Below are 22606 nucleotides of genomic sequence, written 5' to 3' on the forward strand. Positions count from 1 at the left end.
TCGTGGCACGCAAGACTCCGCTTAAGCGTTACCGCAATATCGGTATCGTGGCTCACGTCGACGCCGGGAAGACTACCACTACCGAGCGTGTCCTGTTCTATACCGGCCTGTCGCACAAGGTCGGCGAGGTTCATGATGGTGCCGCCACCATGGATTGGATGGAGCAGGAGCAGGAGCGTGGCATCACCATCACCTCCGCTGCGACGACCTGTTTCTGGCAGGGCATGAGCAAGCAGTTCGACGAACATCGTATCAATATCATCGATACGCCCGGACACGTCGACTTCACGATCGAAGTCGAGCGTTCCTTGCGTGTTCTCGATGGTGCCGTCGTCGTCCTGTGTGGCTCCTCCGGTGTCCAGCCGCAGACCGAAACCGTCTGGCGTCAGGCCAACAAATATGAAGTTCCGCGCATGGTGTTCGTCAACAAGATGGACCGTGCCGGCGCCGATTACTTCATGGTGCTCGACCAGCTCAAGCAGAAGCTGGGGGCCAACACCGTTCCGATCCAGATCAACTGGGGTGCGGAAGACGCCTTCAAAGGGGTCATCGATCTGATCCAGATGAAGGGGATTCTCTGGGACGAGGCCAATCACGGCATGAACTATGAGCTGGTCGAGATTCCCGACGAGCTCAAGGAAACCGCCGAGAAGTACCGCGAGGCCATGGTCGAGGCCGCTGCCGAAGCGTCCGAAGAGCTGATGGACAAGTACCTTGAAGAAGGTGAGCTGTCCGAGGCCGATATCAAGGCCGGCCTGCGTCGTCGTACGCTGGATAACGAGATCGTTCTGGTGACGTGCGGCAGTGCGTTCAAGAACAAGGGCGTCCAGGCGGTGCTCGATGGCGTGATCGAATACATGCCGTCGCCCACCGAAGTCAAGGCCATCGAAGGTGAGCTTGACGACAAGGACGGTACGATTGCGACGCGTGAAGCGGACGATAGTGCGCCTTTCGCCGCGCTGGCTTTCAAGATCGCCACCGATCCGTTCGTGGGTACCTTGACCTTCATCCGTGTCTACTCGGGTGTGCTCAAGTCCGGTGACAGCATCTTCAACTCCGTGAAGAGCAAGAAGGAGCGCGTGGGGCGTATCGTCCAGATGCACTCCAATTCACGCGAGGAAATCAAGGAAGTCTACGCTGGCGATATCGCCGCGTGCATCGGGCTCAAGGATGTCACCACGGGTGATACTCTCTGTGACCTGAATGACAAGATCATCCTTGAGCGCATGGAATTTCCGGATCCGGTGATCTCGGTCGCCGTGGAGCCGAAATCGAAGCCCGACCAGGAGAAGATGGGGACGGCGCTGGGCAAGCTGGCCCAGGAAGACCCTTCCTTCCGCGTCAAGACCGACGAGGAAACCGGTCAGACGATCATTTCTGGCATGGGCGAGCTTCACCTCGACATCATCGTCGATCGTCTGCGTCGTGAGTTCAAAGTCGACGCCAACATCGGTAAGCCACAAGTGGCCTACCGCGAGACGATCCGCGCCAGTGTCGAGCAGGAAGGCAAGTTCGTTCGTCAGTCGGGCGGTCGTGGTCAGTACGGGCACGTGCTGCTGCGCATTGAGCCGCTGACGGCCGAAGATAAAGGCGAAGACGAAGAAATGAACTTCAAATTCGCCTCCGAAATCGTCGGTGGTGTGGTTCCCAAGGAATACGTGCCGGCCGTCGAGAAAGGGGCCTATGAGCAGCTGCAGAACGGGGTCATCGCGGGCTATCCGATGATTGACGTCAAGGTCACGCTGTTCGATGGTTCCTACCATGACGTGGACTCGAACGAGACTGCGTTCAAGGTTGCCTCTTCCATGGCGATCAAGGAGGGCGCTCCTAAGGCCAAGGCCGTGCTGCTGGAGCCGGTGATGAAGGTCGAGGTCGTGACTCCCGAAGAGTTCATGGGGGATGTCATGGGTGACCTTAACCGCCGCCGTGGCCTCGTTCAGGGTATGGATGATTCGCCGTCCGGCAAGATCATCCGTGCCACGGTACCGCTGGCTGAGATGTTCGGTTACGCGACCGATTTGCGTTCTCAGACCCAGGGCCGCGCAAGCTACACCATGGAGTTTGCGGATTACGAAGAGGCGCCCTCCAGCGTCGTTGAAGCCGTCATCAACCAGAATGGTTAACCGTTAGCTAACGTAAAGAGGTTATAGCAGTGGCTAAGGAAAAATTTGAACGTAACAAATCGCATATCAACGTCGGTACCATCGGTCACGTCGACCATGGCAAGACCACGCTGACTGCGGCTCTGACTCGCGTTTCCGCGGAAGTTTTCGGCGGCGACTGGCGCGAATTCGACACCATCGACAATGCGCCGGAAGAGCGTGAGCGCGGTATCACCATCGCTACCGCTCACGTCGAATATCAGTCCGAGGAGCGCCACTACGCGCACGTCGACTGCCCGGGGCACGCTGACTACGTCAAGAACATGATCACCGGTGCCGCGCAGATGGATGGCGCGATTCTGGTCTGCAGCGCTGCCGACGGCCCCATGCCGCAGACGCGTGAGCACATCCTGCTGTCTCGTCAGGTCGGCGTTCCGTACATCGTCGTGTTCCTGAACAAGGCCGACATGGTCGATGACGAAGAGCTCCTCGAGCTGGTCGAAATGGAAGTGCGTGAACTCCTCAACGAGTACGACTTCCCGGGTGACGATACCCCGATCATCATCGGTTCTGCGCTGATGGCGCTGGAAGGCAAGGACGACAACGGCATGGGTACCACCGCCGTTGCCAACCTGATCAAGGCGCTGGATGCGTACATTCCGGAGCCGGAGCGTGCCATCGACCAGCCGTTCCTGATGCCGATCGAAGACGTGTTCTCCATCTCCGGTCGCGGTACCGTCGTGACGGGGCGTGTCGAGCGCGGCATCATCAAGTCCGGTGAGGAAGTCGAGATCGTGGGTCTCAAGGACACCACCAAGACGACCGTGACCGGTGTCGAGATGTTCCGCAAGCTGCTCGACGAAGGTCGTGCCGGCGAGAACATCGGTGCCCTGCTGCGTGGTACCAAGCGTGACGACGTCGAGCGTGGCCAGGTCCTGGCCAAGCCGGGTACCATCACGCCGCACACCATCTTCGAAGCCGAAGTTTATGTGCTGTCCAAGGAAGAAGGCGGTCGTCATACCCCGTTCTTCAAGGGCTATCGTCCGCAGTTCTACTTCCGTACCACTGACGTGACGGGTACTTGTGAGCTGCCGGAAGGCGTCGAAATGGTCATGCCGGGCGACAACGTCAAGATGACCGTGACGTTGATTGCGCCGATCGCCATGGAAGACGGCCTGCGCTTCGCGGTTCGCGAAGGCGGTCGTACCGTGGGCGCCGGCGTCGTCGCCAAGATCGTTAAGTAAGTCTTGGACTTCTGATGATCGAAGGGGGCTCCTTGCGGAGCCCCCTTTTCTGCGCATGCTGATTTTCCTGTTTGACTCAGGGATCTTGCATGCCTATAATGCGCATCCTTTGAATGCGTGGGTAGACGGCTCGCGCCGTCGACATCCATTGGAGTTTAGGGCTAATGCAGAACCAAAAGATTCGCATTCGGTTGAAGGCCTTTGACCATCGCTTGATTGACCAGTCCGCGCAAGAAATCGTGGATACGGCGAAGCGTACTGGTGCTCAGGTTTGTGGTCCGATACCGCTGCCGACTAACCGCGAACGCTATACCGTATTGATCTCTCCGCACGTCAACAAAGACGCGCGCGATCAGTACGAGATTCGCACTCACAAGCGTGTGCTCGACATCGTCGAACCCACGGAAAAAACCGTAGACGCGCTGATGAAGCTCGACCTCGCCGCTGGCGTGGATGTGCAAATCAAGCTCGACTAATCACACTAGTCACTAGCGGCTTTTACAAGGTCGCCACGCCGGGACGGCGTCACACAATGTGCTAGTGGAATGCTCTGGAAAGGGCAGCCATAGCGGGTGATAGCCCCGTACACTAAAGGAGACTGAACATGACTATCGGTTTGGTCGGTAAGAAGAGCGGTATGACCCGCATCTTCACCGAGAATGGCGCCTCCGTGCCCGTAACCGTTATCGAAGTCGAGCCGAATCGCGTGACTCGCGTCAAGACCGTCGAAAGCGACGGCTATAGCGCGGTTCAGGTGACTTCGGGATCCCGCAAGGCCAAGCATCTGACCAAGGCAGCCGCAGGGCAGTACGCCAAGTCAGGTGTCGAAGCCGGTCGTGCACTGATGGAGTTCCGCCTGACTGAAGGCGAAGAGGCTCCTGAAGTAGGCGGCAACATCACCGTATCCCTCTTTGAAGCCGGTCAGAAAGTTGACGTGACTGGTACCTCTAAAGGCAAGGGCTTCCAGGGCGCCGTCAAGCGCTGGAATTTCCGCACGCAAGACAATGGCCACGGTAACTCGCTCGCGCACCGCGCGCCGGGCTCCATCGGCATGTGCCAGACGCCTGGTCGCGTCTTCAAGGGCAAGAAGATGGCCGGTCAGCTGGGCAATGAGCGTGTCACTGTCCAGAGCCTGGAAATCGTGCGTGTCGATGCCGAGCGTAACCTGCTGTTGGTCAAGGGCGCCGTGCCGGGCGCGACCGACTGCGAAGTCATCGTACGCAGTGCCGTTAAAGCTCGCTGAGGGGTATGAGACCGATGAATCTGAATCTCGCAGGTGCCGAAGCCGGCACTGTCGAAGTGTCCGACGCTACCTTCGGTAAAGAGTTTAACGAGTCGCTGGTTCACCAGGTCGTGACTGCGTATTTCGCAGCCGGTCGCCAGGGAACTCGCGCTCAGAAGACGCGCGCCGAAGTGCGTGGCGGCGGCAAGAAGCCGTGGCGTCAAAAAGGGACCGGCCGTGCACGTGCCGGTACCATCCGCTCGCCGTTGTGGCGCAGTGGCGGCGTGACCTTCGCGGCGCGCCCGCAAGACTACACCCAGAAGGTCAACCGCAAGATGTACCGTGCCGCCATGCGCTCGATTCTTTCCGAGCTGGTGCGTCAGGAGCGTCTTGTCGTCGTTGACAGCTTTGCGGTGGATGCCCCCAAGACCAAGCAGCTGATTGCCAAGCTGAAGGACCTGGATCTCGAGAAAGCGCTGATCGTCACAGAGGATATCGACGAAAAGCTGTTTCTCGCCGCGCGCAACATTCCCTACGTCGATGTGGTGGATGTCGCGGCTGCCGATCCGGTGAGCCTGGTTGCCTTTGACAAGGTGCTGGTCACCGTTTCCGCTCTGCGTAAATTCGAGGAGAAGCTGGGATGAACCAGGAACGCGTATTCAAGGTTCTGCTCGGGCCTCACATGACCGAGAAGGCCGCATTCGCCGCCGAAAACAACCAGTACGTGTTCAAGGTGGCCCAGGACGCGACCAAGCCCGAGATCAAGAAAGCCGTCGAAGCGCTCTTCGAGAAGAAGGTCGCCGGTGTGCAGGTCTTGAACGTCAAGGGCAAGACCAAGCGCACACAGCATGGCGTTGGTCTGCGCAAGGGGTATCGCAAGGCATACGTCACACTGGCGGCCGGCGAGACTCTCGAAGACTTCTCTGGCGCCGAGTAAGGCAGGAGTACGGATCATGGCAGTTGTTAAGACCAAACCCACGTCCGCCGGTCGTCGTCACGTCGTCAAAGTCGTCAGCGACGAACTCTACAAGGGCCGTCCTTATGCCGGCTTGTTGGAGAAGAAATCCAAGAGCGGCGGTCGTAACAATAACGGTCGTATCACTACCCGTCATGTCGGGGGTGGTCACCGTCAGCACTATCGTGTGATCGATTTCAAACGTGCCAAGGATGGCGTTGCCGCCGTCGTTGAGCGCCTCGAATACGATCCCAATCGTAGCGCCAACATTGCGCTGCTCAAGTACCTGGACGGCGAACGTCGCTACATCATTGCACCGCGTGGCATCAAGGCGGGCGATCGCTTGGAGTCCGGCGTCAATGCAGCGATCAAGCGTGGTAATGCGCTGCCGCTACGCAATATTCCGGTAGGCTCTACCGTGCACTGCATCGAGTTGAAGCCCGGTAAGGGTGCTCAGATCGCGCGGAGTGCCGGTGCAAGTGCCCAGCTGGTAGCACGTGAAGGCAATTACGCCACCGTGCGTCTGCGCTCCGGCGAGATGCGCAAGATTCTGGCGGAATGCCGTGCAACATTGGGCGAAGTGGGCAATTCCGAGCACAGCCTCCGTCAACTTGGCAAGGCCGGTGCGAAGCGCTGGAGAGGCGTGCGCCCGACGGTTCGCGGTGTCGCGATGAACCCGGTGGACCACCCGCATGGCGGTGGTGAAGGCCGCACCAGCGGTGGCCGGCATCCGGTGAGCCCGTGGGGTATCCCCACCAAGGGCCACAAGACCCGCAAGAACAAGCGCACCGACAAGCTGATCGTACGTCGCCGTAAGGCACGTAGCTGATCGAAATTGCCAAGACATTAAGAGGTAACGGCTGTGCCACGTTCACTGAAGAAAGGTCCTTTTATTGACCTTCATCTGCTGAAGAAGGTTGAGACTGCAGTGGAGAAGAGCGATCGCAAACCGATCAAGACCTGGTCGCGTCGCTCCATGATCCTGCCGAATATGGTCGGGCTCACCATTGCAGTCCATAACGGGCGTCAACATGTCCCGGTGCATGTCTCCGAGGAAATGGTTGGCCATAAGCTGGGCGAATTCGCTGCCACCCGCACCTATCGTGGTCATGCGGCGGACAAGAAAGCCAAACGGTAAGCCAGAGAGGTTAGAGAGATGGAAGTCACAGCAAAGCTGCGTGGCGCTCGTTTATCCGCCCAGAAGGCCCGTTTGGTGGCTGACCTGGTGCGCGGTAAACCGGTCGCCGAAGCACTGGATACATTGACCTACTCGCCGAAGAAAGCGGCGAAGATCGTCAAGAAGGTGCTTCAGTCCGCCATCGCGAATGCGGAAGAAAACAATGGCATGGACATCGACGAGCTGCGTGTCTCGACCATCTGCGTCGATGAGGGCATGACGCTTAAGCGCATCCAGCCTCGCGCCAAGGGCCGTGCGGATCGCATCTTGAAGCGCACTTGTCACATCACCGTCAAGGTAGCCGAGAAGTAGGAGTCGACCAGATGGGTCAGAAAGTAAATCCGACAGGTATTCGGCTAGGCATCGTCAAGGATCACACGTCCGTCTGGTATGCGGAGCGTGGTGCTTATGCCGATAAGCTGAATAATGACCTCGAAGTGCGCCGTTTTCTGGAGCAGCGTTTGAAGAACGCCTCCGTGAGCGGTATTACCATCGAGCGTCCAGCCAATAACGCACGCATCACCATTCACACAGCCCGTCCGGGTATCGTGATTGGCAAGAAGGGCGAGGATGTCGATCGCCTGCGTCGCGACGTCTCCGAGATGATGGGCGTGCCGGTGCACGTCAACATCGAAGAGGTGCGCAAGCCCGAGCTCGACGCACAGCTCGTCGCGCAGAACATTGCCGGCCAGCTGGAACGCCGCGTGATGTTCCGCCGTGCCATGAAGCGTGCCGTGCAAAACGCCATGCGTCTGGGCGCGGGCGGTATCAAGGTACAGCTTTCCGGTCGCCTTGGTGGCGCTGAAATCGCCCGTACCGAATGGTATCGCGAAGGTCGCGTGCCGCTGCATACGCTGCGCGCCGACATCGATTACGCCACTTACGAAGCGCACACCACCTACGGCGTCATCGGCGTCAAGGTGTGGGTCTTCAAGGGTGAGATCCTCGGCGGCATCGAGGAAGTGCGTGCCAAGCAGAAACAAGCTCAGGCACCGGGGCCCAAGAAGAAAGGTTCCAAGTAAGGGGAGAGTGATCGATGTTACAACCCAAGCGTACGAAATTCCGCAAGGTGCAGAAGGGCCGTAACCGCGGACTCGCGCATCGCGGAAGCCAAGTGAGCTTCGGCGAGTACGGCCTGAAAGCCACTGGTCGCGGACGTATCACCGCTCGCCAGATTGAAGCCGGCCGCCGTGCCATTACACGTCACGTCAAGCGTGGCGGCAAGATCTGGATCCGTGTCTTCCCGGACAAGCCGATTACCGAGAAGCCTCTGGAAGTCCGTATGGGTAAGGGTAAGGGCTCCGTCGAGTATTGGGTCGCCCAAATCCAGCCCGGGAAGGTGCTCTACGAGATCGAAGGCGTTTCCGAGGAGCTGGCGCGTGAGGCATTTGCCCTGGCCGCCCAGAAGTTCCCGGTCTCCACCACCTTTGTGAAACGGACGGTGATGTGATGAAAGCCCAGGAAATTCGTGAAAAATCAGTCGAAGCGCTTCAGCAGCAGCTGCTCGAGCTCCTCCGGGAGCAGTTCAACCTGCGCATGCAGAAGGCCACCGGCCAGCTGAGCCAGACCCATCTGCTCAAGCAGGTGCGTCGCGATATCGCTCGCGTTAAGACTGTGCTCAATGAGAAGGCAGGTGACTGAGATGGCTGAAGAAAATAGTGCCCGCACACTGAATGGCAAGGTCGTGAGCGACAAGATGGACAAGTCCATCGTCGTTCAGGTCGAGCGCCGTGTCCGGCATCCGATTTATGACAAGTACGTGAAGCGCTCCACCAAACTGCACGCCCATGACGAGGCGAATCAGGCGAAGATCGGGGACACGGTTTCTATCGAAGAGTGCCGCCCGATCTCCAAGTTGAAAGCCTGGACGCTGGTCGAGGTGGTCGAGCAGGCCAAGGGCTGAGCAGGCCAGCGCCTTTCACCAGTGCAGTCAGTTTAGGTTTGGAGAAAACCGATGATTCAGACGCAGACAATGCTGGATGTCGCCGACAACAGCGGCGCGCGCCGGGTGCAATGCATCAAGGTGCTGGGCGGGTCGCACCGCCGTTACGCCCGTGTTGGTGACGTCATCAAAGTGACGGTCAAGGAAGCGATTCCGCGAGGCAAGGTCAAGAAAGGCCAAGTCCTCAAGGCTGTCGTGGTACGTACCAAGAGTGGTGTCCGTCGTACAGACGGTTCACTGATCCGCTTCGATGGAAATGCGGCCGTTCTGTTGCAAAATGCCAACGAGCAGCCGATCGGTACCCGTATCTTCGGGCCGGTTACGCGTGAGCTTCGCAACGAGAAGTTCATGAAGATCATTTCCCTGGCGCCTGAAGTGCTGTGAGGAGCGAGGCGGATATGCGTAAGATTAAACGTGACGACGAAGTGATCGTCATTGCCGGCAAGGACAAGGGCAAGCGCGGCACGATCAAGCGGATTCTAGATGGATCCTATGTCGTGTCCGGTGTGAACATGATCAAACGTCACACCAAGCCTAACCCCATGCAAGGCAAGCAGGGGGGTATCGTCGAGCGTGAGGCCCCGATTCACGCGTCCAACGTGGCCATCTTCAATCAGGAGACCGGCAAGGCGGATCGCGTCGGCTTCCAGATTCAGGAAGACGGTACCAAGGTACGTATCTACAAGTCGACGCAAAAGCAGATCGACGCCTAACGCGAGTCGGGTAGCAAAATGGCGAACTTGAAAGAACGTTATCAGAACGAGGTGGCAGCTCAGCTCCAAGAGCAGTTCAGCTACGCCAACGTGATGCAGATCCCTCGGATCACCAAGGTGACCCTTAACATGGGCATCGGCGATGCGACCAGCGACAAGAAGTTGATCGACAATGCCGTGGGCGACCTGGAGAAGTTGTCCGGTCAACGCCCGGTGATTACCAAGGCACGCAAGTCCATCGCAGGCTTCAAAGTCCGCGAAGGCTGGCCGATCGGCATCAAGGTGACATTGCGTCGCGAACGGATGTGGGATTTCCTCGACCGTCTCGTGAACGTCGCGATTCCGCGCGTTCGAGACTTTCGTGGCCTGAACCCCAAGTCCTTCGATGGCCGTGGCAACTACTCCATGGGAGTGCGTGAGCAGATCATCTTTCCCGAGCTCGAATATGATAAGATTGATCGTATTCGCGGGTTGGATGTCACAATCACCACTACTGCCAACACCGATGAAGAAGGCCGTGCGCTGCTGAGCGCGCTGAACTTCCCGTTCAAGAAATAAGGGTTGGATCATGGCAAAGAAAAGCATGGTGCAGCGTGAGCTCAAGCGCGCAAAGCTGGTAGACAAGTACGCGGCCAAGCGTGCCGAGCTCAAGGCCATCATCTATGACGTCAACGCTTCTGATGAAGAGCGCTTCGACGCCCAGCTGAAACTTCAGGAATTGCCGCGCGATTCCAGTCCGGTCCGTCAGCGTAATCGCTGCCGCGTGACCGGTCGTCCGCACGGCTTCTACAACAAGTTCGGCTTGGGCCGCAACAAACTGCGTGAAGCCGCCATGCGTGGCGATGTCCCTGGACTCAAGAAGTCCAGCTGGTAAGCCACGCGAGAATCAGGAGCGCAATGTAATGAGCATGCAAGATACTCTAGCGGATATGTTTACCCGTATCCGCAATGCGCAGATGGCCACCAAGGAGACGGTTTCCATGCCGTCTTCCAACCTCAAGGTCGAGGTGGCACGCGTATTGAAGCAAGAGGGCTATATCAACGACTTCACCGTTACTGAAGGCGCCAAGCCCCAGTTGGCCGTGACGCTCAAGTATTTCGAGGGCAAGCCGGTCATCGAGCACATCCAACGCTTTTCCAAGCCGTCCCTGCGCTCTTACAAGGGCAAGGACGCGCTACCGAAGGTCGCGGATGGTCTGGGTATCGCGATCGTGACCACCTCCCAGGGCGTGATGACCGATCGTGCGGCGCGTCAGGCCGGTGTCGGTGGTGAAGTCATCTGCACCGTATTCTAGGAGTTTGGAATGTCCCGCGTAGCCAAATATCCGGTGAAACTGCCGAGTGGTGTCGAGGTCAAATTCGATGCCAACCAGCTGACCGTCAAAGGCGGTCAGGGCACGCTCTCCATGACCGTGCATTCCGATGTCACCATTGGTCAGGAAGAGGGCCAACTGACATTTAATCCGAGCGAGTCCGCCAAGAGCTGGGCGATGGTCGGAACCACCCGTGCGCTGGTGCAGAATATCGTCACCGGCGTCTCTGAGGGCTTCACGAAGTCTCTCGAGATCAACGGTGTTGGTTACCGCGCGCAAGCGAGTGGCAACACGCTTAACCTGACACTAGGCTTCTCGCACCCCGTCGAGTATACGCTGCCTGAAGGTGTGACGGCTGAAACGCCGAAGAACACCACGATCGTGCTGAAAAGCGCGGACAAGCAGCAGCTCGGCCAGGTCGCAGCGGAAATTCGTGCCTTCCGTCCGCCCGAACCCTACAAGGGCAAGGGAATTCGGTATGGCGATGAAGTTGTCCGCCGCAAAGAAGCCAAGAAGAAGTAAGGCAGGGTTATGAACGCGAAGAAAGAATCTCGTCTCCGTCGTGCCCGCCGCGCTCGCGCCAAGATCCGCGAGCTGGGCGTGTCTCGCTTGAGCGTCAACCGCACGCCGCGCCACATTTACGCGCAGATCATTTCGCCGGATGGTGGCCAGGTCCTGGCCAGTGCATCCACGCTCGACAAGAGTCTGCGCGAAGGATCCACGGGCAATGCGGACGCCGCCGCCAAGGTAGGCGCCCTGATTGCCGAACGCGCGAAGGAAGCGGGCATCACCGAGGTGGCCTTCGATCGTGCCGGGTTTAAATACCACGGTCGTATCAAGGCCCTGGCAGATGCCGCTCGTGAAGGCGGCCTGGAATTCTAAAGGGTTTTACGATGGCGAATAACGAACAGAAGGGCGGCGATCTGCAAGAGAAACTCGTGCAGGTAAACCGCGTCGCCAAGGTAGTGAAAGGTGGTCGTATCTTCGGCTTCACCGCACTGACCGTCGTTGGCGATGGTAATGGTCGTGTCGGCTTCGGACGTGGCAAGGCGCGCGAAGTGCCTGTTGCGATCCAGAAGGCGATGGACCAGGCTCGCCGCAACATGGTGAAGGTCAGCCTCAGCGGCTCGACGCTGCAGTACCCCACGAAAGCCCGTCACGGTGCTTCCAAGGTGTACATGCAGCCGGCCTCCGAGGGTACCGGTATCATCGCTGGCGGTGCCATGCGCTCCGTGCTCGAATTGGCAGGCGTCCACGACGTTCTCGCCAAGTGCTACGGTTCCACCAACCCGGTGAACGTGGTGCGTGCGACCATCAAAGGTCTCGCCTCCATGCAGTCTCCGGAGGATATTGCCGCCAAGCGTGGTATGTCCATCGAAGAGCTCGCGGGGTAAGGCAACATGGCAACAGCAACGATCAAGGTTACCCAGACCCGTAGTACCATCGGCATTCTGGAAAAGCACAAGGCCACCATGCGTGGCTTGGGCTTGCGCCGCATCGGTCATACGGTTGAGCTGGAAGACACCCCCGCCGTACGCGGTATGGTCAACAAGGTTAATTACCTTGTGCGTGTTGAGGGAGAGTAATCCATGAAACTCAATAGCCTGAGTCCCGCAGCGGGCTCAAAGCACGCCGAGAAGCGCGTCGGTCGTGGTATTGGCTCCGGCCTGGGCAAGACGGGTGGCCGTGGCCATAAAGGCCAGAAGTCACGCTCCGGTGGTTCGGTGAAGCCCGGTTTCGAAGGCGGTCAGATGCCGTTGCAGCGTCGTCTGCCGAAATATGGCTTCACCTCCATCAAGGCGATGGCCTCCGAAGAAGTGCGCGTGGCGGAGTTGGCCAAGGTCGACGGTGATATCGTCGATTTGAATAGCCTGAAGAAAGCCAACGTACTCAAGGATAATACCCAGTACGCGAAGGTGATTCTCTCCGGTGAACTGAACAAAGCAGTCACGGTTCGCGGTCTCAAGGTCACCAAGGGTGCCCGAGGCGCGATCGAAGCTGCCGGTGGCAAGGTAGAGGAATAAATGGCTAAGTCAGGAAACATGCCGGCCAGTGGAAGTGGTCTGAGTGAACTTTGGGCGCGTCTGCGTTTCGTGTTCATCGCCATCGTGGTGTATCGTATCGGTGCCCATATCCCCGTGCCTGGCATCAATCCTGACCAGCTCGCTGCCTTGTTCAGGGAAAATCAGGGCACCATCCTGGGCATGTTCAACATGTTTTCGGGTGGTGCACTGTCGCGCATGAGCATTTTCGCGCTGGGGATCATGCCGTATATCTCCGCGTCGATCATCATGCAGCTCCTGACGGCGGTCTCGCCTCAGCTGGAACAGCTGAAGAAAGAAGGTGAGGCTGGCCGGCGCAAGATCAACCAGTACACGCGCTACGGTACGGTGCTGCTGGCATTGATCCAGGCGACCGGCATGGCAGTCGGTCTGGTCGGACAGGGTGTCGCCTATAGCGGCGATCTCAGCTTCTACTTCACGGCGATCATGACGTTTGTCGCCGGGGCTGTGTTCCTGATGTGGCTGGGTGAGCAGATCACCGAAAAAGGCATCGGAAACGGCATTTCCCTTATCATCTTCGCGGGTATCGTTGCAGGTCTTCCCAATGCCATCGGCCAGTCGTTTACACTGGCACGTAATGATGGTGCCTGGAATATCCTGCCGCTATTGGCATTGGCGGTCTTGGGGATCGCGACCGTTGCGTTCGTGGTCTTCATCGAGCGCGGTCAGCGTCGCATCAAGGTAAATTATCCGCGCCGTCAAGTAGGCAACAAGATGTATGCCGGGCAGAGTAGTTATCTGCCGCTGAAGGTCAATATGGCCGGCGTCATTCCGCCCATCTTTGCCTCCAGTATCTTGCTGTTCCCGGCCTCGATCGGCCAGTGGATCGGTCAAGGTCAGAACATGGCCTGGTTGCAGGCGGTGTCGCAGGCTCTCGGGCCAGGACAGCCGCTTTACATCTTGCTTTTCGCGGCGGCGGTGCTATTCTTCTGCTTCTTTTACACAGCGTTGGTCTTCAATCCCAAGGATGTCGCCGACAACCTGAAGAAGTCAGGTGCGTTTCTGCCGGGGATTCGCCCAGGCGAGCAAACGGCCCGCTATGTCGACAAGGTCATGACACGTCTGACCCTGTTCGGCGCCTTGTATATCACCGCAGTCTCGCTGATGCCACAGTTCCTCGTGGTGGCGTGGCAAGTGCCTTTCTACTTTGGCGGCACTTCCTTGCTCATCGTCGTGGTGGTGGTCATGGACTTCATGGCCCAGGTGCAATCACATCTGATGTCGAATCAGTATGAGTCGGTGATGAAAAAGTCCAACCTGAAAGGCTATGGCAGCGGCGGTATCCTGCGTTAAACGAGCCCCGCTAGGTTTTTTTGGAGAGAACGATGAAAGTTCGAGCTTCCGTCAAGAAAATGTGCCGTAACTGCAAGATCATTCGGCGCAATGGCGCGGTTCGCGTTATCTGTAGCGAACCGCGGCATAAGCAGCGCCAGGGTTGATCCCGCGCTGACGAAAAAGCGGGTGCAGGCATACCCCTTGTCTCCAAGGAGACAAAGGGGTATGCTATTGCGCCCTTATAGACGACTAAACGAGCAAGCCGCTCAACATTCGGAGTAAGCTGATGGCCCGTATTGCAGGCGTCAATATCCCGGACAACAAGCATGCGGCGATCTCGCTGACCTACATCTTCGGGATTGGCCGTACACGTGCGCAGGAAATCTGCGCCGCTACCGGCATCGTGCCGACCACGAAAGTGCAGGATCTGTCCGCCGACGAGGTGGATACCCTGCGCAACGAAGTCGGCAAGTATACCGTTGAAGGCGACCTACGCCGTGATACGACGCTTAATATCAAGCGTCTCATGGACCTGGGTTGCTATCGTGGTCTGCGCCATCGTCGTGGTCTTCCGCTGCGTGGTCAGCGTACCAAGACCAACGCGCGTACCCGCAAGGGTCCGCGTAAGCCGATTCGCAAATAACACGCACGTTCTGGCGTTAAGACAGGAATAGACATCAACATGGCTAACCCGCGTAGTAACCGTAAAAAGGTGAAAAAGCAGGTAGTGGATGCGGTTGCCCACATCCATGCCTCTTTTAACAACACGATCGTGACGATCACAGACCGCCAGGGCAACGCCCTTTCCTGGGCGACTGCCGGTGGTTCGGGTTTTCGTGGTTCTCGTAAGAGCACCCCGTTCGCTGCTCAAGTGGCAAGCGAACGTGCAGCGACCGCTGCAGCCGAGTATGGTGTGAAAAACGTCGACGTGCTGGTCAAGGGCCCCGGTCCCGGCCGTGAATCCGCCGTGCGTGCGCTCAATGCCGCGGGTTTCCGCGTGCAGAGCATCACCGACGCGACGCCCGTTCCCCACAACGGCTGCCGTCCGCCGAAGAAACGCCGCGTTTAAGGAGACAGATTCATGGCACGTTATATTGGACCGAAGTGCAAACTGTCTCGTCGTGAAGGCACCGATCTCTTCTTGAAGAGCGGTGTCACTCCCTTCGAGAAAAAGTGCAAATCCGAGCAGATCCCGGGTGTCCACGGCCAGCGCCGTCAGCGTCTTTCCGACTACGGCTTGCAGCTTCGTGAGAAGCAGAAAGTGCGCCGCATGTATGGCGTACTCGAGAAGCAGTTCCGCAACTACTACAAGGAAGCGGCCCGTCTCAAGGGTGCGACCGGCGAGTTGTTGCTGCAGCTTCTCGAATCCCGACTGGACAATGTCGTCTACCGTATGGGCTTCGGCTCCACGCGCGCAGAGGCGCGTCAGCTGGTCAGCCACAAGGCAATTGCCGTGAATGGCCGTAGCGTCAACGTGGCTTCCTATCAGGTCAAGCCGGGTGACGTGGTGTCCGTTCGTGAAAAGGCCAAGAACCAGGCGCGTATTCAGAACGCTCTGGGCATCGCCGCCAATCGTGGCGATGTGGCTTGGATCGATATCGACTCCAAGAAGATGGAAGGCACTTTCAAGGCTGTCCCGGAACGCGGCGACCTGTCTGCCGACATCAACGAAAACCTGATCGTCGAGCTGTACTCGAAGTAATCATGCAGCCATTGCGTGATGCCGCCAGGCCCCATGCCAGGGCCTGGTTTCGAGTACCGAGTATCCGTTTGGCAGCCTGAAAGGTGTTCTTATGCAGCGTTCAGTGACAGAGTTTCTCCGTCCTCGCGACATCAAGGTCGAAGAGATCAACGCGAATCATGCGAAGATCGTGCTCGAGCCGTTCGAGCGTGGTTTCGGCCATACCCTGGGGAATGCTCTGCGTCGCATCCTGCTGTCTTCCATGCCCGGTTGCGCCATTGTGGAAGCGGAGATTGAAGGCGTTCTACACGAGTATAGCGCCATCGAGGGCGTCCAAGAGGACGTCATCGAGATTCTCCTGAACCTCAAGGACGTCGCCATCAAGATGCATGGCCGTGACGAAGTGGTTCTGACGCTGAGCAAGCAGGGTCCGAGTGTGGTGACCGCGGGCGATATCGCCGTCGATCACAGTGTCGACGTCATCAATCCGGATCACGTTATCGCGCACCTCAACGACAGCGGCGAGCTTAAAATGCAGCTCACGGTGGTTCGCGGTCGTGGCTACGAGCCGGCGGATACCCGTGCTTCCGAGGAAGACGAATCGCGTGCGATCGGTCGCCTCCAGTTGGATGCGACGTTCAGCCCGGTGCGTCGTGTGTCTTACTCCGTGGAAGCCGCGCGTGTCGAGCAGCGTACCGATCTCGATAAGCTGATTATCGACTTGGAAACCGACGGCACCCTGGATCCGGAAGAGGCAATCCGTCGCAGCGCGACCATCCTGCAGGAGCAGTTGGGCGCGTTCGTCGACCTCGAAGCCGACAAAGAACAGGAAGTCGAAGAAGAAGAGGATCAGATCGATCCGATTCTACTGCGCCCCGTAGACGATCTCGAGTTGACCGTTCGCAGCGCTAACTGCTTGAAAGCCGAGAATATCTATTATATCGGTGATCTGATTCAGCGTACCGAAGTGGAGCTGTTGAAGACCCCGAACCTCGGCAAGAAGTCCTTGAACGAGATCAAGGACGTTCTGGCAGCGCGCGGTCTTTCCCTTGGCATGCGGCTGGAAAATTGGCCGCCGGCGAGCCTGAAGGACGACAAGGCCTCCGCGTGAGCGCCGACTCGAGTCCCAGTTTGGTAAGGAATTTCAACCATGCGTCATCGTAAGAGTGGTCGTCACCTCAATCGTACGAGCTCGCATCGCCATGCCATGTTCAAGAACATGTGCGTGTCGCTAGTCGAGCATGAAGTCATCAAGACTACCCTGCCCAAGGCCAAGGAGTTGCGTCGTCATATCGAGCCGCTGATCACCCTGGCCAAGCAGGATAGCGTCGCCAATCGCCGTCTGGCCTTCAACCGCACCCGTTCCAAAGAAACGGTCGGTAAGCTCTTCAATGAGCTGGGCCCTCGTTACGTCGAGCGTCCGGGCGGCTATGTGCGTATCCTCAAGTGCGGTTACCGTGCGGGAGATAATGCACCGATGGCTTATGTCGAGTTGGTCGACCGTCCGGTCGTGGAAGAAGCCGCCGAAGAGTAATCTTCGGCAGGCGCCGTCATCTCGGCACAATAAAGCCGGCCCCTAGAGGCCGGCTTTTTTATGTGCCGTAGAAGGCCATATGGAGCGTCAGGTCTCAGCCGTACTCGGTTCTTGCATCGTTTTGGCGGTGGTGCGTTTGGCCAGGATGGGCTCGAGGAAACGCCCGGTGTGTGAGACGTCCATCTTGGCAACCTGCTCCGGCGTCCCCTCGGCGATGATGCGGCCTCCACCGGAACCACCCTCGGGTCCTAGGTCGATGAGCCAGTCGGCGGTCTTGATGACATCGAGATTGTGCTCGATGACCACAATGGTGTTGCCATGATCGCGGAGGCGGTGCAACACGCCGAGTAGCTGGCGGATATCCTCGAAGTGCAACCCGGTGGTGGGTTCGTCGAGTATATACAGCGTCTTGCCGGTATCGCGCTTGGCCAGCTCGCGGGCCAGCTTGACACGCTGTGCCTCGCCGCCGGAGAGGGTCGTGGCGCTTTGTCCCAGGCGCACGTAGGACAAGCCGACGTCCATCAGGGTCTGCAAGCGACGAGCCAGGGCAGGAACAGGCGAAAAGAAGTCCAGTGCCTCTTCGATGGTCATTTCCAGCACTTCATGGATATTCTTGCCCTTGTACTGGATCTCCAGGGTCTCGCGGTTATAGCGTTTGCCCTTGCAGACATCGCAGGGTACGTAGATGTCAGGCAGGAAGTGCATCTCGACCTTGATGAGCCCTTCGCCCTGACAGGCTTCACAACGTCCGCCCTTGACGTTGAAGCTGAAACGACCGGGCTTGTAGCCCCGTGAGCGCGCCTCTTGAGTGCCCGCAAAAAGTTCACGAATCGGTGTGAAGATCCCGGTATAAGTAGCCGGATTGGAACGCGGCGTGCGCCCGATCGGGCTCTGGTCGATGTCGATGACCTTGTCGAGCAGTTCCAGTCCATCGATGCGTTTGTAAGGGGCTGGCGTGAGGCTCGTGGCGCGATTGAGCTCGCGTGTGGCGACCGGCATCAGCGTCGAATTGATCAGCGTCGATTTGCCCGAACCGGACACGCCAGTCACGCACACGAAGAGTCCCAGGGGCAGGTCGAGGGTGACATCTTGCAGGTTGTTGCCAGTGGCACCGGTGAGGTGCAGCATCTTGTCGGGATTGCCTGGGATGCGGTAGGGCGGAATCTCGATGCGCCGCTTGTCAGAGAGATACTGGCCGGTCAGAGACGTCTCGCATTGGGTGATTTGCTCCGGCGTGCCCTGGGCGACGATGCGTCCGCCATGCACGCCGGCGCCAGGACCTATATCGAGGACATGGTCCGCTGCGCGGATCGCGTCCTCATCGTGTTCGACGACGATGACCGTATTGCCGAGATCGCGCAGACGCTCGAGCGTCTTGAGCAGTCGATCGTTGTCGCGTTGGTGCAGCCCGATGGAGGGTTCATCGAGGATGTACATGACCCCGACCAGCCCCGCGCCGATCTGGCTGGCCAAGCGAATGCGCTGTGCTTCGCCGCCGGATAGGGTGTCGGCGCTGCGTTCCAATGTCAGATAATCGAGCCCTACGTTGACCAGGAACTCGAGCCGCGAGTGGATCTCGTGAATGATCTTGACGGCGATTTCGCCCTTGCGGCCGGGTAGCTCCAACGTCGCGAAGTAATCCCAGGCCTCGCCAATGGGCAGTTGCGACACTGCGGGAAGCGGGCGCCCATCAATGTACACATGGCGCGATTCTTTGCGTAGCCGTGTGCCGTGGCAAGTCGGGCAGGCCCGCACCGCCAGGTGTTTGGACAGGTCTTCGCGGACCATGCTCGATTCGGTTTCGCGGTAGCGCCGTTCCATGTTGGGCAGCACGCCCTCGAAGGCATGTTCGCGAGTGACCTTGCGACCCCGGTCGTTGACATAACTGAAGGCGATCTGGTCTTGTCCACTGCCGTGCAACACGACGTCACGTTCGTGCCGGGCGAGATCCTGCCAGGGCGTTTCCAGGGCGAAACGGTAGTGCTGGGCGACAGCCTGAAGCTGGCTGAAGTAATACACGCTACGCCGATCCCAGCCTTTGATGGCGCCTTCGGCCAGCGACAGCTCGGGATGGCTGATCAGCTTGTGCGGATCGAAATACTGGCGTACCCCGAGGCCGTCGCAGCTCGGGCAGGCACCGGCGGGATTGTTGAACGAGAACATGCGCGGCTCGAGTTCCGCGATGGAGTAGCCACATACCGGGCAGGCGAAGCGCGCCGAAAAGACGATATTGTCGCGCGCCTCGTCCATGTCTTGAACGATGGCGATCCCGTCGGCCAGACCGAGTGCGGTTTCGAACGACTCGGCCAGACGCTGGGCGAGCCCATCGCGGACCTTGATACGGTCCACTACCACACTGATATCGTGCTTCTTGTTCTTGTCGAGCGGGCCGAGTTCATCGAGCTCCACGGCCTGGCCGTCGACCATGGCGCGGACATAGCCTTGGGCGCGTAGTTCGGCCAACAGTTGCTGATGTTCGCCCTTGCGGCCGCTGATGACCGGCGCCAGCAGCATGAGCTTGCTGCCTTCGGGCAGCGCGAGGACCTGATCGACCATCTGCGAGATCGTCTGCGCTTCGAGGTCGATGTCGTGCTCGGGGCAGCGTGGCGTTCCTGCGCGGGCATAGAGCAGGCGCAGATAGTCGTGGATCTCGGTGATCGTGCCGACCGTCGAACGCGGATTGTGGGACGTCGACTTCTGCTCGATGGAAATCGCCGGCGATAGCCCCTCGATGTGGTCGACATCGGGCTTTTCCATCATCGACAGGAATTGGCGGGCATAAGTGGAGAGGGACTCCACATAGCGGCGCTGCCCCTCGGCGTAGAGGGTGTCAAACGCCAGCGATGACTTGCCGGAACCGGACAAACCGGTCACCACGATCAACTCGTTGCGTGGTAGTTCGACGTCGATGTTCTGCAAATTGTGGGTGCGTGCACCCCTGACCAGGATTCTGTCCATGCCCACCTCGTGCCGGTTGCGCCGTGGCGGTGGCGCGGTCAAAGGATCGATTATAGAGGGTGCAGTGTCGTCCGAGCAAAGCGCGTCCTTTCCTTGACAGGCAGGCAGTCGGTAAAATGCGACTGGTCGGTGTCTGCGCGCGTGCGGGATGCCGAGGTGCTGGTTCGTCACGGCCCCCGCGGCAAGGCCTCGCGGGCCGGTTTCGGTATCGAACGTTTCTTCTCTTCAACGACGCGACTCAATCATGTCTTCATCACTGCTTCACACCGAGCGGCGCGCTATTGTCGGCCTCGCCAGCTTGTATGCGACGCGCATGCTCGGGCTTTTCATGGTATTGCCGGTCCTGGCGCTGTATGCCAAGGACCTGGATGGCGCGACCCCCTTGCTGGTGGGAATGGCGCTGGGCGGTTACGGCCTGACACAGGCAATTCTGCAGATCCCCTTCGGCCTGCTGTCGGATCGGTTCGGCCGCAAGCTCATCATCAGCATCGGGCTCTTGTTGTTTCTGCTAGGCAGCGTGGTCGCCGCTCAAGCGACCTCGATCGGTTGGGTGATCGCCGGGCGCTGCCTGCAAGGTAGCGGTGCAGTCGCCGGCGCGATCATGGCGCTGCTGGCCGATCAGACCCGCGAAGAGGTGCGTACGGCGGCGATGGCGACCATCGGGCTGTCGATCGGCATGGCATTTGGCGTGGCGATGGTCGTGGGTCCTTTGGTGGCCGACCCTTTCGGCTTGGCGGGTGTGTTCTGGTTCACGGCCGTGCTGGCGGTGGTAGGGCTCTTGGTGCTGTGGCGCCTGGTGCCGCGGTCGCCACGCTTGATGGCACACCGCGACGTCGGGCTCGATCGCACCCAGTTGCGCGCAATGCTGGCGCGGCATGACCTGCTGCGTCTGGACTTTTCGATCTTCGCCCTGCACGCCATCCTGACAGCCTGCTTCGTGGCCGTGCCGTTTCGGCTGGAAGCGTTGGGCATTGCGCCGGCGCATCATGGCTGGGTGTATCTACCGATCATGGCGCTGGCCTTCGTGGCCATGGTGCCCCTGGTGATCGTGGCCGAGAAGTACCGCAAGATGAAACCCATCTTCATCGGGGCTGTGGCGTGGTTGACGCTATGCCTGGCCGGGCTGGTGGAGTTCTCCGACGGACGCTGGATGCTATTCTCGCTGCTCTGGGGGTTCTTCGTGGCGTTCAACTTGCTTGAGGCCACGTTGCCGTCGATGATCAGCAAGTTGGCGCCGGCAGGCGCCAAGGGTACGGCGATGGGCGTGTACTCCACCAGCCAGTTCCTGGGGGCGTTTCTGGGCGGTACCGCGGGGGGCTTTCTCTCCCAGCATTTCGGCCTGGATGCGGTCTTTCTGGGCGCGACATTGCTGGGTGCGGTATGGTTGGCGATTGTCTGGAAGATGCCGGCTCCCCGCCATCTCTCGAGCGAGATCGTGGCTCTGGATGAGCGCTCGATGGGGACGATGGAGACACTGATGGATCGCTTTGCGGCCGTGGCGGGTGTCGAGGATGTCATGGTGGTGCCCGACGAGCGTGTCGCCTACCTCAAGGTCGACCGTCAGCGGCTGGATACCGAGGCGCTGGCACGCGTGCTCGGAACCGAGCGAGATCACAAGAGTGCCTGATAACGGGCGCGAGACTATTTCAAGGAGACTCACATGGCGCGCGGCGTGAACAAGGTCATCCTGATCGGCAATCTCGGTCAGGATCCGGAAGTCCGTTTTCTACCTTCCGGCAATCCGGTGTGCAACCTACGCATCGCGACTACCGACACCTGGACCGACCGTCAGAGCGGTCAGCGCCAGGAGCGTACCGAATGGCATACGGTGGTGATGTTCAACAAGCTGGCGGAAATCGCCCAGCAGTACGTGAAAAAAGGCTCACGTATCTACATTGAAGGGCGCCTGCAGACGCGTAAGTGGCAGGGCCAGGACGGTCAGGATCGGTATTCCACCGAAATCGTCGCCAATGACATGCAGATGCTCGATTCGCGTAGCGGGCAGGGGGGCGGCGACTATGCCCAGCCCGCACAGAATGCGCCTCAGCAAGGTGGCGCGGCGCAGCAGGGCAGCTACGGCCAGCCACAGGGTGGCCCGCCTCCGCAGCAGCAGGCACCTCAGCAACAGCCGCCCCAGCAGGGTGGCCAGCAAGGTAATTATGGCGCCCCCAATCCCGGCAACTTCGATGACTTCGACGACGAAATTCCGTTCTGACATCGGCCAAGCATGAAAGCGTGATGGCGTCACCCATAAAGCCCCGACATTCGGGGCTTTTGTACGTTGGTCTTGAGGCCGAGATGCCTAGCACGTCATGGACACGAAAAGACACATAGCGTCACCTTTATTTGCATATGGGAATATCCCCTACTAGCCTGCGTATCTCGACAACCCCTGCTCAACGGATTTGAGCCTCATCTCGTTAACGG

At 59.0% G+C, this 22606-nt stretch carries 33 protein-coding genes; 32 read left to right on the forward strand and 1 reads right to left on the reverse strand.

Going from position 1 to position 22606, the window contains the following annotated elements; translation table 11 throughout:
• The first annotated feature begins 2 nt into the window (after positions 1 to 2).
• From fusA to rplQ, 30 genes are all read left to right on the forward strand, one after another.
• Positions 3 to 2123: an elongation factor G gene (gene fusA / locus C8E00_RS14895; protein WP_133698315.1), complete on the forward strand. Its 2121-nt coding sequence runs from the start codon at positions 3 to 5 to the stop codon at positions 2121 to 2123.
• A gap of 29 nt (positions 2124 to 2152) precedes the next feature.
• On the forward strand, positions 2153 to 3346 hold the full coding sequence (gene tuf, locus C8E00_RS14900) for an elongation factor Tu (RefSeq protein WP_133698316.1): 1194 nt from the start codon (positions 2153 to 2155) through the stop codon (positions 3344 to 3346).
• 164 nt (positions 3347 to 3510) lie between these two features.
• Complete coding sequence (gene rpsJ, locus C8E00_RS14905; protein ID WP_133698317.1) at positions 3511 to 3822, forward strand: 30S ribosomal protein S10; 312 nt, start codon at positions 3511 to 3513, stop codon at positions 3820 to 3822.
• Between the two features lie 128 nt (positions 3823 to 3950).
• Positions 3951 to 4589, forward strand: a complete 639-nt coding sequence (rplC, locus tag C8E00_RS14910; protein WP_133698318.1) for a 50S ribosomal protein L3 — start codon at positions 3951 to 3953, stop codon at positions 4587 to 4589.
• Positions 4590 to 4603: 14 nt separating this feature from the next.
• A complete protein-coding gene (gene rplD / locus C8E00_RS14915; RefSeq protein ID WP_133698319.1) occupies positions 4604 to 5212 on the forward strand; it encodes a 50S ribosomal protein L4 in 609 nt (202 codons plus the stop codon).
• The gene (gene rplW, locus C8E00_RS14920) at positions 5209 to 5505 is read left to right on the forward strand and encodes a 50S ribosomal protein L23 (RefSeq protein ID WP_040239417.1); all 297 of its coding nucleotides are present in this window, start codon (positions 5209 to 5211) and stop codon (positions 5503 to 5505) included. The genes rplD and rplW overlap by 4 nt, the downstream gene beginning before the upstream one ends.
• Before the next feature lie 16 nt (positions 5506 to 5521).
• Positions 5522 to 6352, forward strand: a complete 831-nt coding sequence (rplB, locus tag C8E00_RS14925) for a 50S ribosomal protein L2 (protein ID WP_133698320.1) — start codon at positions 5522 to 5524, stop codon at positions 6350 to 6352.
• 33 nt (positions 6353 to 6385) lie between these two features.
• Positions 6386 to 6661 (forward strand): 30S ribosomal protein S19, encoded by a 276-nt coding sequence (gene rpsS / locus C8E00_RS14930; RefSeq protein ID WP_011505733.1) that lies wholly within the window; start codon positions 6386 to 6388, stop codon positions 6659 to 6661.
• 18 nt (positions 6662 to 6679) lie between these two features.
• Entirely contained in the window at positions 6680 to 7012 is a 333-nt protein-coding gene (rplV, locus tag C8E00_RS14935; protein WP_040239413.1) for a 50S ribosomal protein L22, read from the forward strand.
• Between the two features lie 11 nt (positions 7013 to 7023).
• Positions 7024 to 7722: a 30S ribosomal protein S3 gene (gene rpsC / locus C8E00_RS14940; RefSeq protein WP_133698321.1), complete on the forward strand. Its 699-nt coding sequence runs from the start codon at positions 7024 to 7026 to the stop codon at positions 7720 to 7722.
• Between the two features lie 14 nt (positions 7723 to 7736).
• A complete protein-coding gene (gene rplP, locus C8E00_RS14945) occupies positions 7737 to 8150 on the forward strand; it encodes a 50S ribosomal protein L16 (RefSeq protein ID WP_133698322.1) in 414 nt (137 codons plus the stop codon).
• Positions 8150 to 8341, forward strand: coding sequence for a 50S ribosomal protein L29 (gene rpmC / locus C8E00_RS14950; RefSeq protein ID WP_011505737.1), 192 nt, complete (start codon positions 8150 to 8152; stop codon positions 8339 to 8341). Before rplP ends, rpmC begins: the two co-directional genes overlap by 1 nt.
• Before the next feature lies 1 nt (position 8342).
• A complete protein-coding gene (gene rpsQ / locus C8E00_RS14955) occupies positions 8343 to 8603 on the forward strand; it encodes a 30S ribosomal protein S17 (RefSeq protein WP_133698323.1) in 261 nt (86 codons plus the stop codon).
• Between the two features lie 51 nt (positions 8604 to 8654).
• Positions 8655 to 9026, forward strand: a complete 372-nt coding sequence (gene rplN, locus C8E00_RS14960; protein ID WP_040239405.1) for a 50S ribosomal protein L14 — start codon at positions 8655 to 8657, stop codon at positions 9024 to 9026.
• 14 nt (positions 9027 to 9040) lie between these two features.
• Complete coding sequence (gene rplX / locus C8E00_RS14965; protein WP_133698324.1) at positions 9041 to 9355, forward strand: 50S ribosomal protein L24; 315 nt, start codon at positions 9041 to 9043, stop codon at positions 9353 to 9355.
• 18 nt (positions 9356 to 9373) lie between these two features.
• Complete coding sequence (gene rplE / locus C8E00_RS14970; RefSeq protein ID WP_133698325.1) at positions 9374 to 9913, forward strand: 50S ribosomal protein L5; 540 nt, start codon at positions 9374 to 9376, stop codon at positions 9911 to 9913.
• A 10-nt stretch (positions 9914 to 9923) separates the two neighbouring features.
• On the forward strand, positions 9924 to 10229 hold the full coding sequence (gene rpsN / locus C8E00_RS14975) for a 30S ribosomal protein S14 (protein ID WP_133698326.1): 306 nt from the start codon (positions 9924 to 9926) through the stop codon (positions 10227 to 10229).
• Positions 10230 to 10257: 28 nt separating this feature from the next.
• Positions 10258 to 10650 (forward strand): 30S ribosomal protein S8, encoded by a 393-nt coding sequence (gene rpsH, locus C8E00_RS14980; RefSeq protein WP_133698327.1) that lies wholly within the window; start codon positions 10258 to 10260, stop codon positions 10648 to 10650.
• A gap of 9 nt (positions 10651 to 10659) precedes the next feature.
• Entirely contained in the window at positions 10660 to 11190 is a 531-nt protein-coding gene (gene rplF, locus C8E00_RS14985; RefSeq protein ID WP_133698328.1) for a 50S ribosomal protein L6, read from the forward strand.
• 9 nt (positions 11191 to 11199) lie between these two features.
• Positions 11200 to 11550: a 50S ribosomal protein L18 gene (rplR, locus tag C8E00_RS14990; protein WP_133698329.1), complete on the forward strand. Its 351-nt coding sequence runs from the start codon at positions 11200 to 11202 to the stop codon at positions 11548 to 11550.
• An 11-nt stretch (positions 11551 to 11561) separates the two neighbouring features.
• Complete coding sequence (rpsE, locus tag C8E00_RS14995) at positions 11562 to 12062, forward strand: 30S ribosomal protein S5 (RefSeq protein WP_133698330.1); 501 nt, start codon at positions 11562 to 11564, stop codon at positions 12060 to 12062.
• Positions 12063 to 12068: 6 nt separating this feature from the next.
• Positions 12069 to 12254, forward strand: coding sequence for a 50S ribosomal protein L30 (gene rpmD, locus C8E00_RS15000; RefSeq protein ID WP_133698331.1), 186 nt, complete (start codon positions 12069 to 12071; stop codon positions 12252 to 12254).
• A 3-nt stretch (positions 12255 to 12257) separates the two neighbouring features.
• Positions 12258 to 12692, forward strand: coding sequence for a 50S ribosomal protein L15 (rplO, locus tag C8E00_RS15005; RefSeq protein ID WP_133698332.1), 435 nt, complete (start codon positions 12258 to 12260; stop codon positions 12690 to 12692).
• Entirely contained in the window at positions 12693 to 14024 is a 1332-nt protein-coding gene (gene secY, locus C8E00_RS15010; protein ID WP_133698333.1) for a preprotein translocase subunit SecY, read from the forward strand.
• A 32-nt stretch (positions 14025 to 14056) separates the two neighbouring features.
• A complete protein-coding gene (rpmJ, locus tag C8E00_RS15015; RefSeq protein WP_008959154.1) occupies positions 14057 to 14170 on the forward strand; it encodes a 50S ribosomal protein L36 in 114 nt (37 codons plus the stop codon).
• 122 nt (positions 14171 to 14292) lie between these two features.
• Positions 14293 to 14649, forward strand: a complete 357-nt coding sequence (gene rpsM, locus C8E00_RS15020; protein ID WP_133698334.1) for a 30S ribosomal protein S13 — start codon at positions 14293 to 14295, stop codon at positions 14647 to 14649.
• A gap of 39 nt (positions 14650 to 14688) precedes the next feature.
• The gene (gene rpsK / locus C8E00_RS15025; RefSeq protein WP_011505752.1) at positions 14689 to 15075 is read left to right on the forward strand and encodes a 30S ribosomal protein S11; all 387 of its coding nucleotides are present in this window, start codon (positions 14689 to 14691) and stop codon (positions 15073 to 15075) included.
• Between the two features lie 12 nt (positions 15076 to 15087).
• Positions 15088 to 15708, forward strand: a complete 621-nt coding sequence (rpsD, locus tag C8E00_RS15030) for a 30S ribosomal protein S4 (RefSeq protein WP_133698335.1) — start codon at positions 15088 to 15090, stop codon at positions 15706 to 15708.
• A 91-nt stretch (positions 15709 to 15799) separates the two neighbouring features.
• A complete protein-coding gene (locus C8E00_RS15035) occupies positions 15800 to 16798 on the forward strand; it encodes a DNA-directed RNA polymerase subunit alpha (protein WP_133698336.1) in 999 nt (332 codons plus the stop codon).
• Positions 16799 to 16837: 39 nt separating this feature from the next.
• Positions 16838 to 17221: a 50S ribosomal protein L17 gene (rplQ, locus tag C8E00_RS15040; RefSeq protein WP_133698337.1), complete on the forward strand. Its 384-nt coding sequence runs from the start codon at positions 16838 to 16840 to the stop codon at positions 17219 to 17221.
• An 87-nt stretch (positions 17222 to 17308) separates the two neighbouring features.
• On the opposite strand, the gene uvrA is transcribed toward rplQ, so the two are convergent.
• On the reverse strand, positions 17309 to 20179 hold the full coding sequence (gene uvrA, locus C8E00_RS15045; RefSeq protein WP_133698338.1) for an excinuclease ABC subunit UvrA: 2871 nt from the start codon (positions 20177 to 20179) through the stop codon (positions 17309 to 17311).
• 244 nt (positions 20180 to 20423) lie between these two features.
• On the opposite strand from uvrA, the gene C8E00_RS15050 reads away from it, so the two are divergent.
• Positions 20424 to 21806, forward strand: coding sequence for an MFS transporter (locus C8E00_RS15050; RefSeq protein WP_133698339.1), 1383 nt, complete (start codon positions 20424 to 20426; stop codon positions 21804 to 21806).
• A gap of 33 nt (positions 21807 to 21839) precedes the next feature.
• Positions 21840 to 22394 carry a single-stranded DNA-binding protein gene (gene ssb / locus C8E00_RS15055; protein WP_133698340.1) on the forward strand — a complete coding sequence of 185 codons (555 nt, stop codon included), beginning with the start codon at positions 21840 to 21842 and terminating at the stop codon, positions 22392 to 22394.
• The last annotated feature ends 212 nt before the right edge of the window (positions 22395 to 22606 follow it).

Source organism: Chromohalobacter marismortui (assembly GCF_004364315.1).
GTDB classification, from domain to species: Bacteria; Pseudomonadota; Gammaproteobacteria; order Pseudomonadales; family Halomonadaceae; genus Chromohalobacter; species Chromohalobacter marismortui.

Excerpts from the sequence above, each read along its gene's own strand:
- rpsC (WP_133698321.1), top strand. The coding sequence starts at position 7,024 with ATGGGTCAGAAAGTAAATCCGACAGGTATTCGGCTAGGCATCGTCAAG.
- C8E00_RS15050 (WP_133698339.1), top strand. The coding sequence starts at position 20,424 with ATGTCTTCATCACTGCTTCACACCGAGCGGCGCGCTATTGTCGGCCTC.
- rplP (WP_133698322.1), top strand. The coding sequence starts at position 7,737 with ATGTTACAACCCAAGCGTACGAAATTCCGCAAGGTGCAGAAGGGCCGT.
- rplN (WP_040239405.1), top strand. The coding sequence starts at position 8,655 with ATGATTCAGACGCAGACAATGCTGGATGTCGCCGACAACAGCGGCGCG.
- secY (WP_133698333.1), top strand. The coding sequence starts at position 12,693 with ATGGCTAAGTCAGGAAACATGCCGGCCAGTGGAAGTGGTCTGAGTGAA.
- rplQ (WP_133698337.1), top strand. The coding sequence starts at position 16,838 with ATGCGTCATCGTAAGAGTGGTCGTCACCTCAATCGTACGAGCTCGCAT.
- rpsE (WP_133698330.1), top strand. The coding sequence starts at position 11,562 with ATGGCGAATAACGAACAGAAGGGCGGCGATCTGCAAGAGAAACTCGTG.
- rpsQ (WP_133698323.1), top strand. The coding sequence starts at position 8,343 with ATGGCTGAAGAAAATAGTGCCCGCACACTGAATGGCAAGGTCGTGAGC.
- rplV (WP_040239413.1), top strand. The coding sequence starts at position 6,680 with ATGGAAGTCACAGCAAAGCTGCGTGGCGCTCGTTTATCCGCCCAGAAG.
- rpmJ (WP_008959154.1), top strand. The coding sequence starts at position 14,057 with ATGAAAGTTCGAGCTTCCGTCAAGAAAATGTGCCGTAACTGCAAGATC.
- rplW (WP_040239417.1), top strand. The coding sequence starts at position 5,209 with ATGAACCAGGAACGCGTATTCAAGGTTCTGCTCGGGCCTCACATGACC.
- rpmC (WP_011505737.1), top strand. The coding sequence starts at position 8,150 with ATGAAAGCCCAGGAAATTCGTGAAAAATCAGTCGAAGCGCTTCAGCAG.
- rplX (WP_133698324.1), top strand. The coding sequence starts at position 9,041 with ATGCGTAAGATTAAACGTGACGACGAAGTGATCGTCATTGCCGGCAAG.
- rpsN (WP_133698326.1), top strand. The coding sequence starts at position 9,924 with ATGGCAAAGAAAAGCATGGTGCAGCGTGAGCTCAAGCGCGCAAAGCTG.
- rpsK (WP_011505752.1), top strand. The coding sequence starts at position 14,689 with ATGGCTAACCCGCGTAGTAACCGTAAAAAGGTGAAAAAGCAGGTAGTG.
- rplE (WP_133698325.1), top strand. The coding sequence starts at position 9,374 with ATGGCGAACTTGAAAGAACGTTATCAGAACGAGGTGGCAGCTCAGCTC.
- C8E00_RS15035 (WP_133698336.1), top strand. The coding sequence starts at position 15,800 with ATGCAGCGTTCAGTGACAGAGTTTCTCCGTCCTCGCGACATCAAGGTC.
- rpsJ (WP_133698317.1), top strand. The coding sequence starts at position 3,511 with ATGCAGAACCAAAAGATTCGCATTCGGTTGAAGGCCTTTGACCATCGC.
- ssb (WP_133698340.1), top strand. The coding sequence starts at position 21,840 with ATGGCGCGCGGCGTGAACAAGGTCATCCTGATCGGCAATCTCGGTCAG.
- rplF (WP_133698328.1), top strand. The coding sequence starts at position 10,660 with ATGTCCCGCGTAGCCAAATATCCGGTGAAACTGCCGAGTGGTGTCGAG.
- rplD (WP_133698319.1), top strand. The coding sequence starts at position 4,604 with ATGAATCTGAATCTCGCAGGTGCCGAAGCCGGCACTGTCGAAGTGTCC.
- rplO (WP_133698332.1), top strand. The coding sequence starts at position 12,258 with ATGAAACTCAATAGCCTGAGTCCCGCAGCGGGCTCAAAGCACGCCGAG.
- rplR (WP_133698329.1), top strand. The coding sequence starts at position 11,200 with ATGAACGCGAAGAAAGAATCTCGTCTCCGTCGTGCCCGCCGCGCTCGC.
- rpsH (WP_133698327.1), top strand. The coding sequence starts at position 10,258 with ATGAGCATGCAAGATACTCTAGCGGATATGTTTACCCGTATCCGCAAT.
- rpsM (WP_133698334.1), top strand. The coding sequence starts at position 14,293 with ATGGCCCGTATTGCAGGCGTCAATATCCCGGACAACAAGCATGCGGCG.
- uvrA (WP_133698338.1), bottom strand. The coding sequence starts at position 20,179 with ATGGACAGAATCCTGGTCAGGGGTGCACGCACCCACAATTTGCAGAAC.
- rpmD (WP_133698331.1), top strand. The coding sequence starts at position 12,069 with ATGGCAACAGCAACGATCAAGGTTACCCAGACCCGTAGTACCATCGGC.
- rplB (WP_133698320.1), top strand. The coding sequence starts at position 5,522 with ATGGCAGTTGTTAAGACCAAACCCACGTCCGCCGGTCGTCGTCACGTC.
- rpsD (WP_133698335.1), top strand. The coding sequence starts at position 15,088 with ATGGCACGTTATATTGGACCGAAGTGCAAACTGTCTCGTCGTGAAGGC.
- rplC (WP_133698318.1), top strand. The coding sequence starts at position 3,951 with ATGACTATCGGTTTGGTCGGTAAGAAGAGCGGTATGACCCGCATCTTC.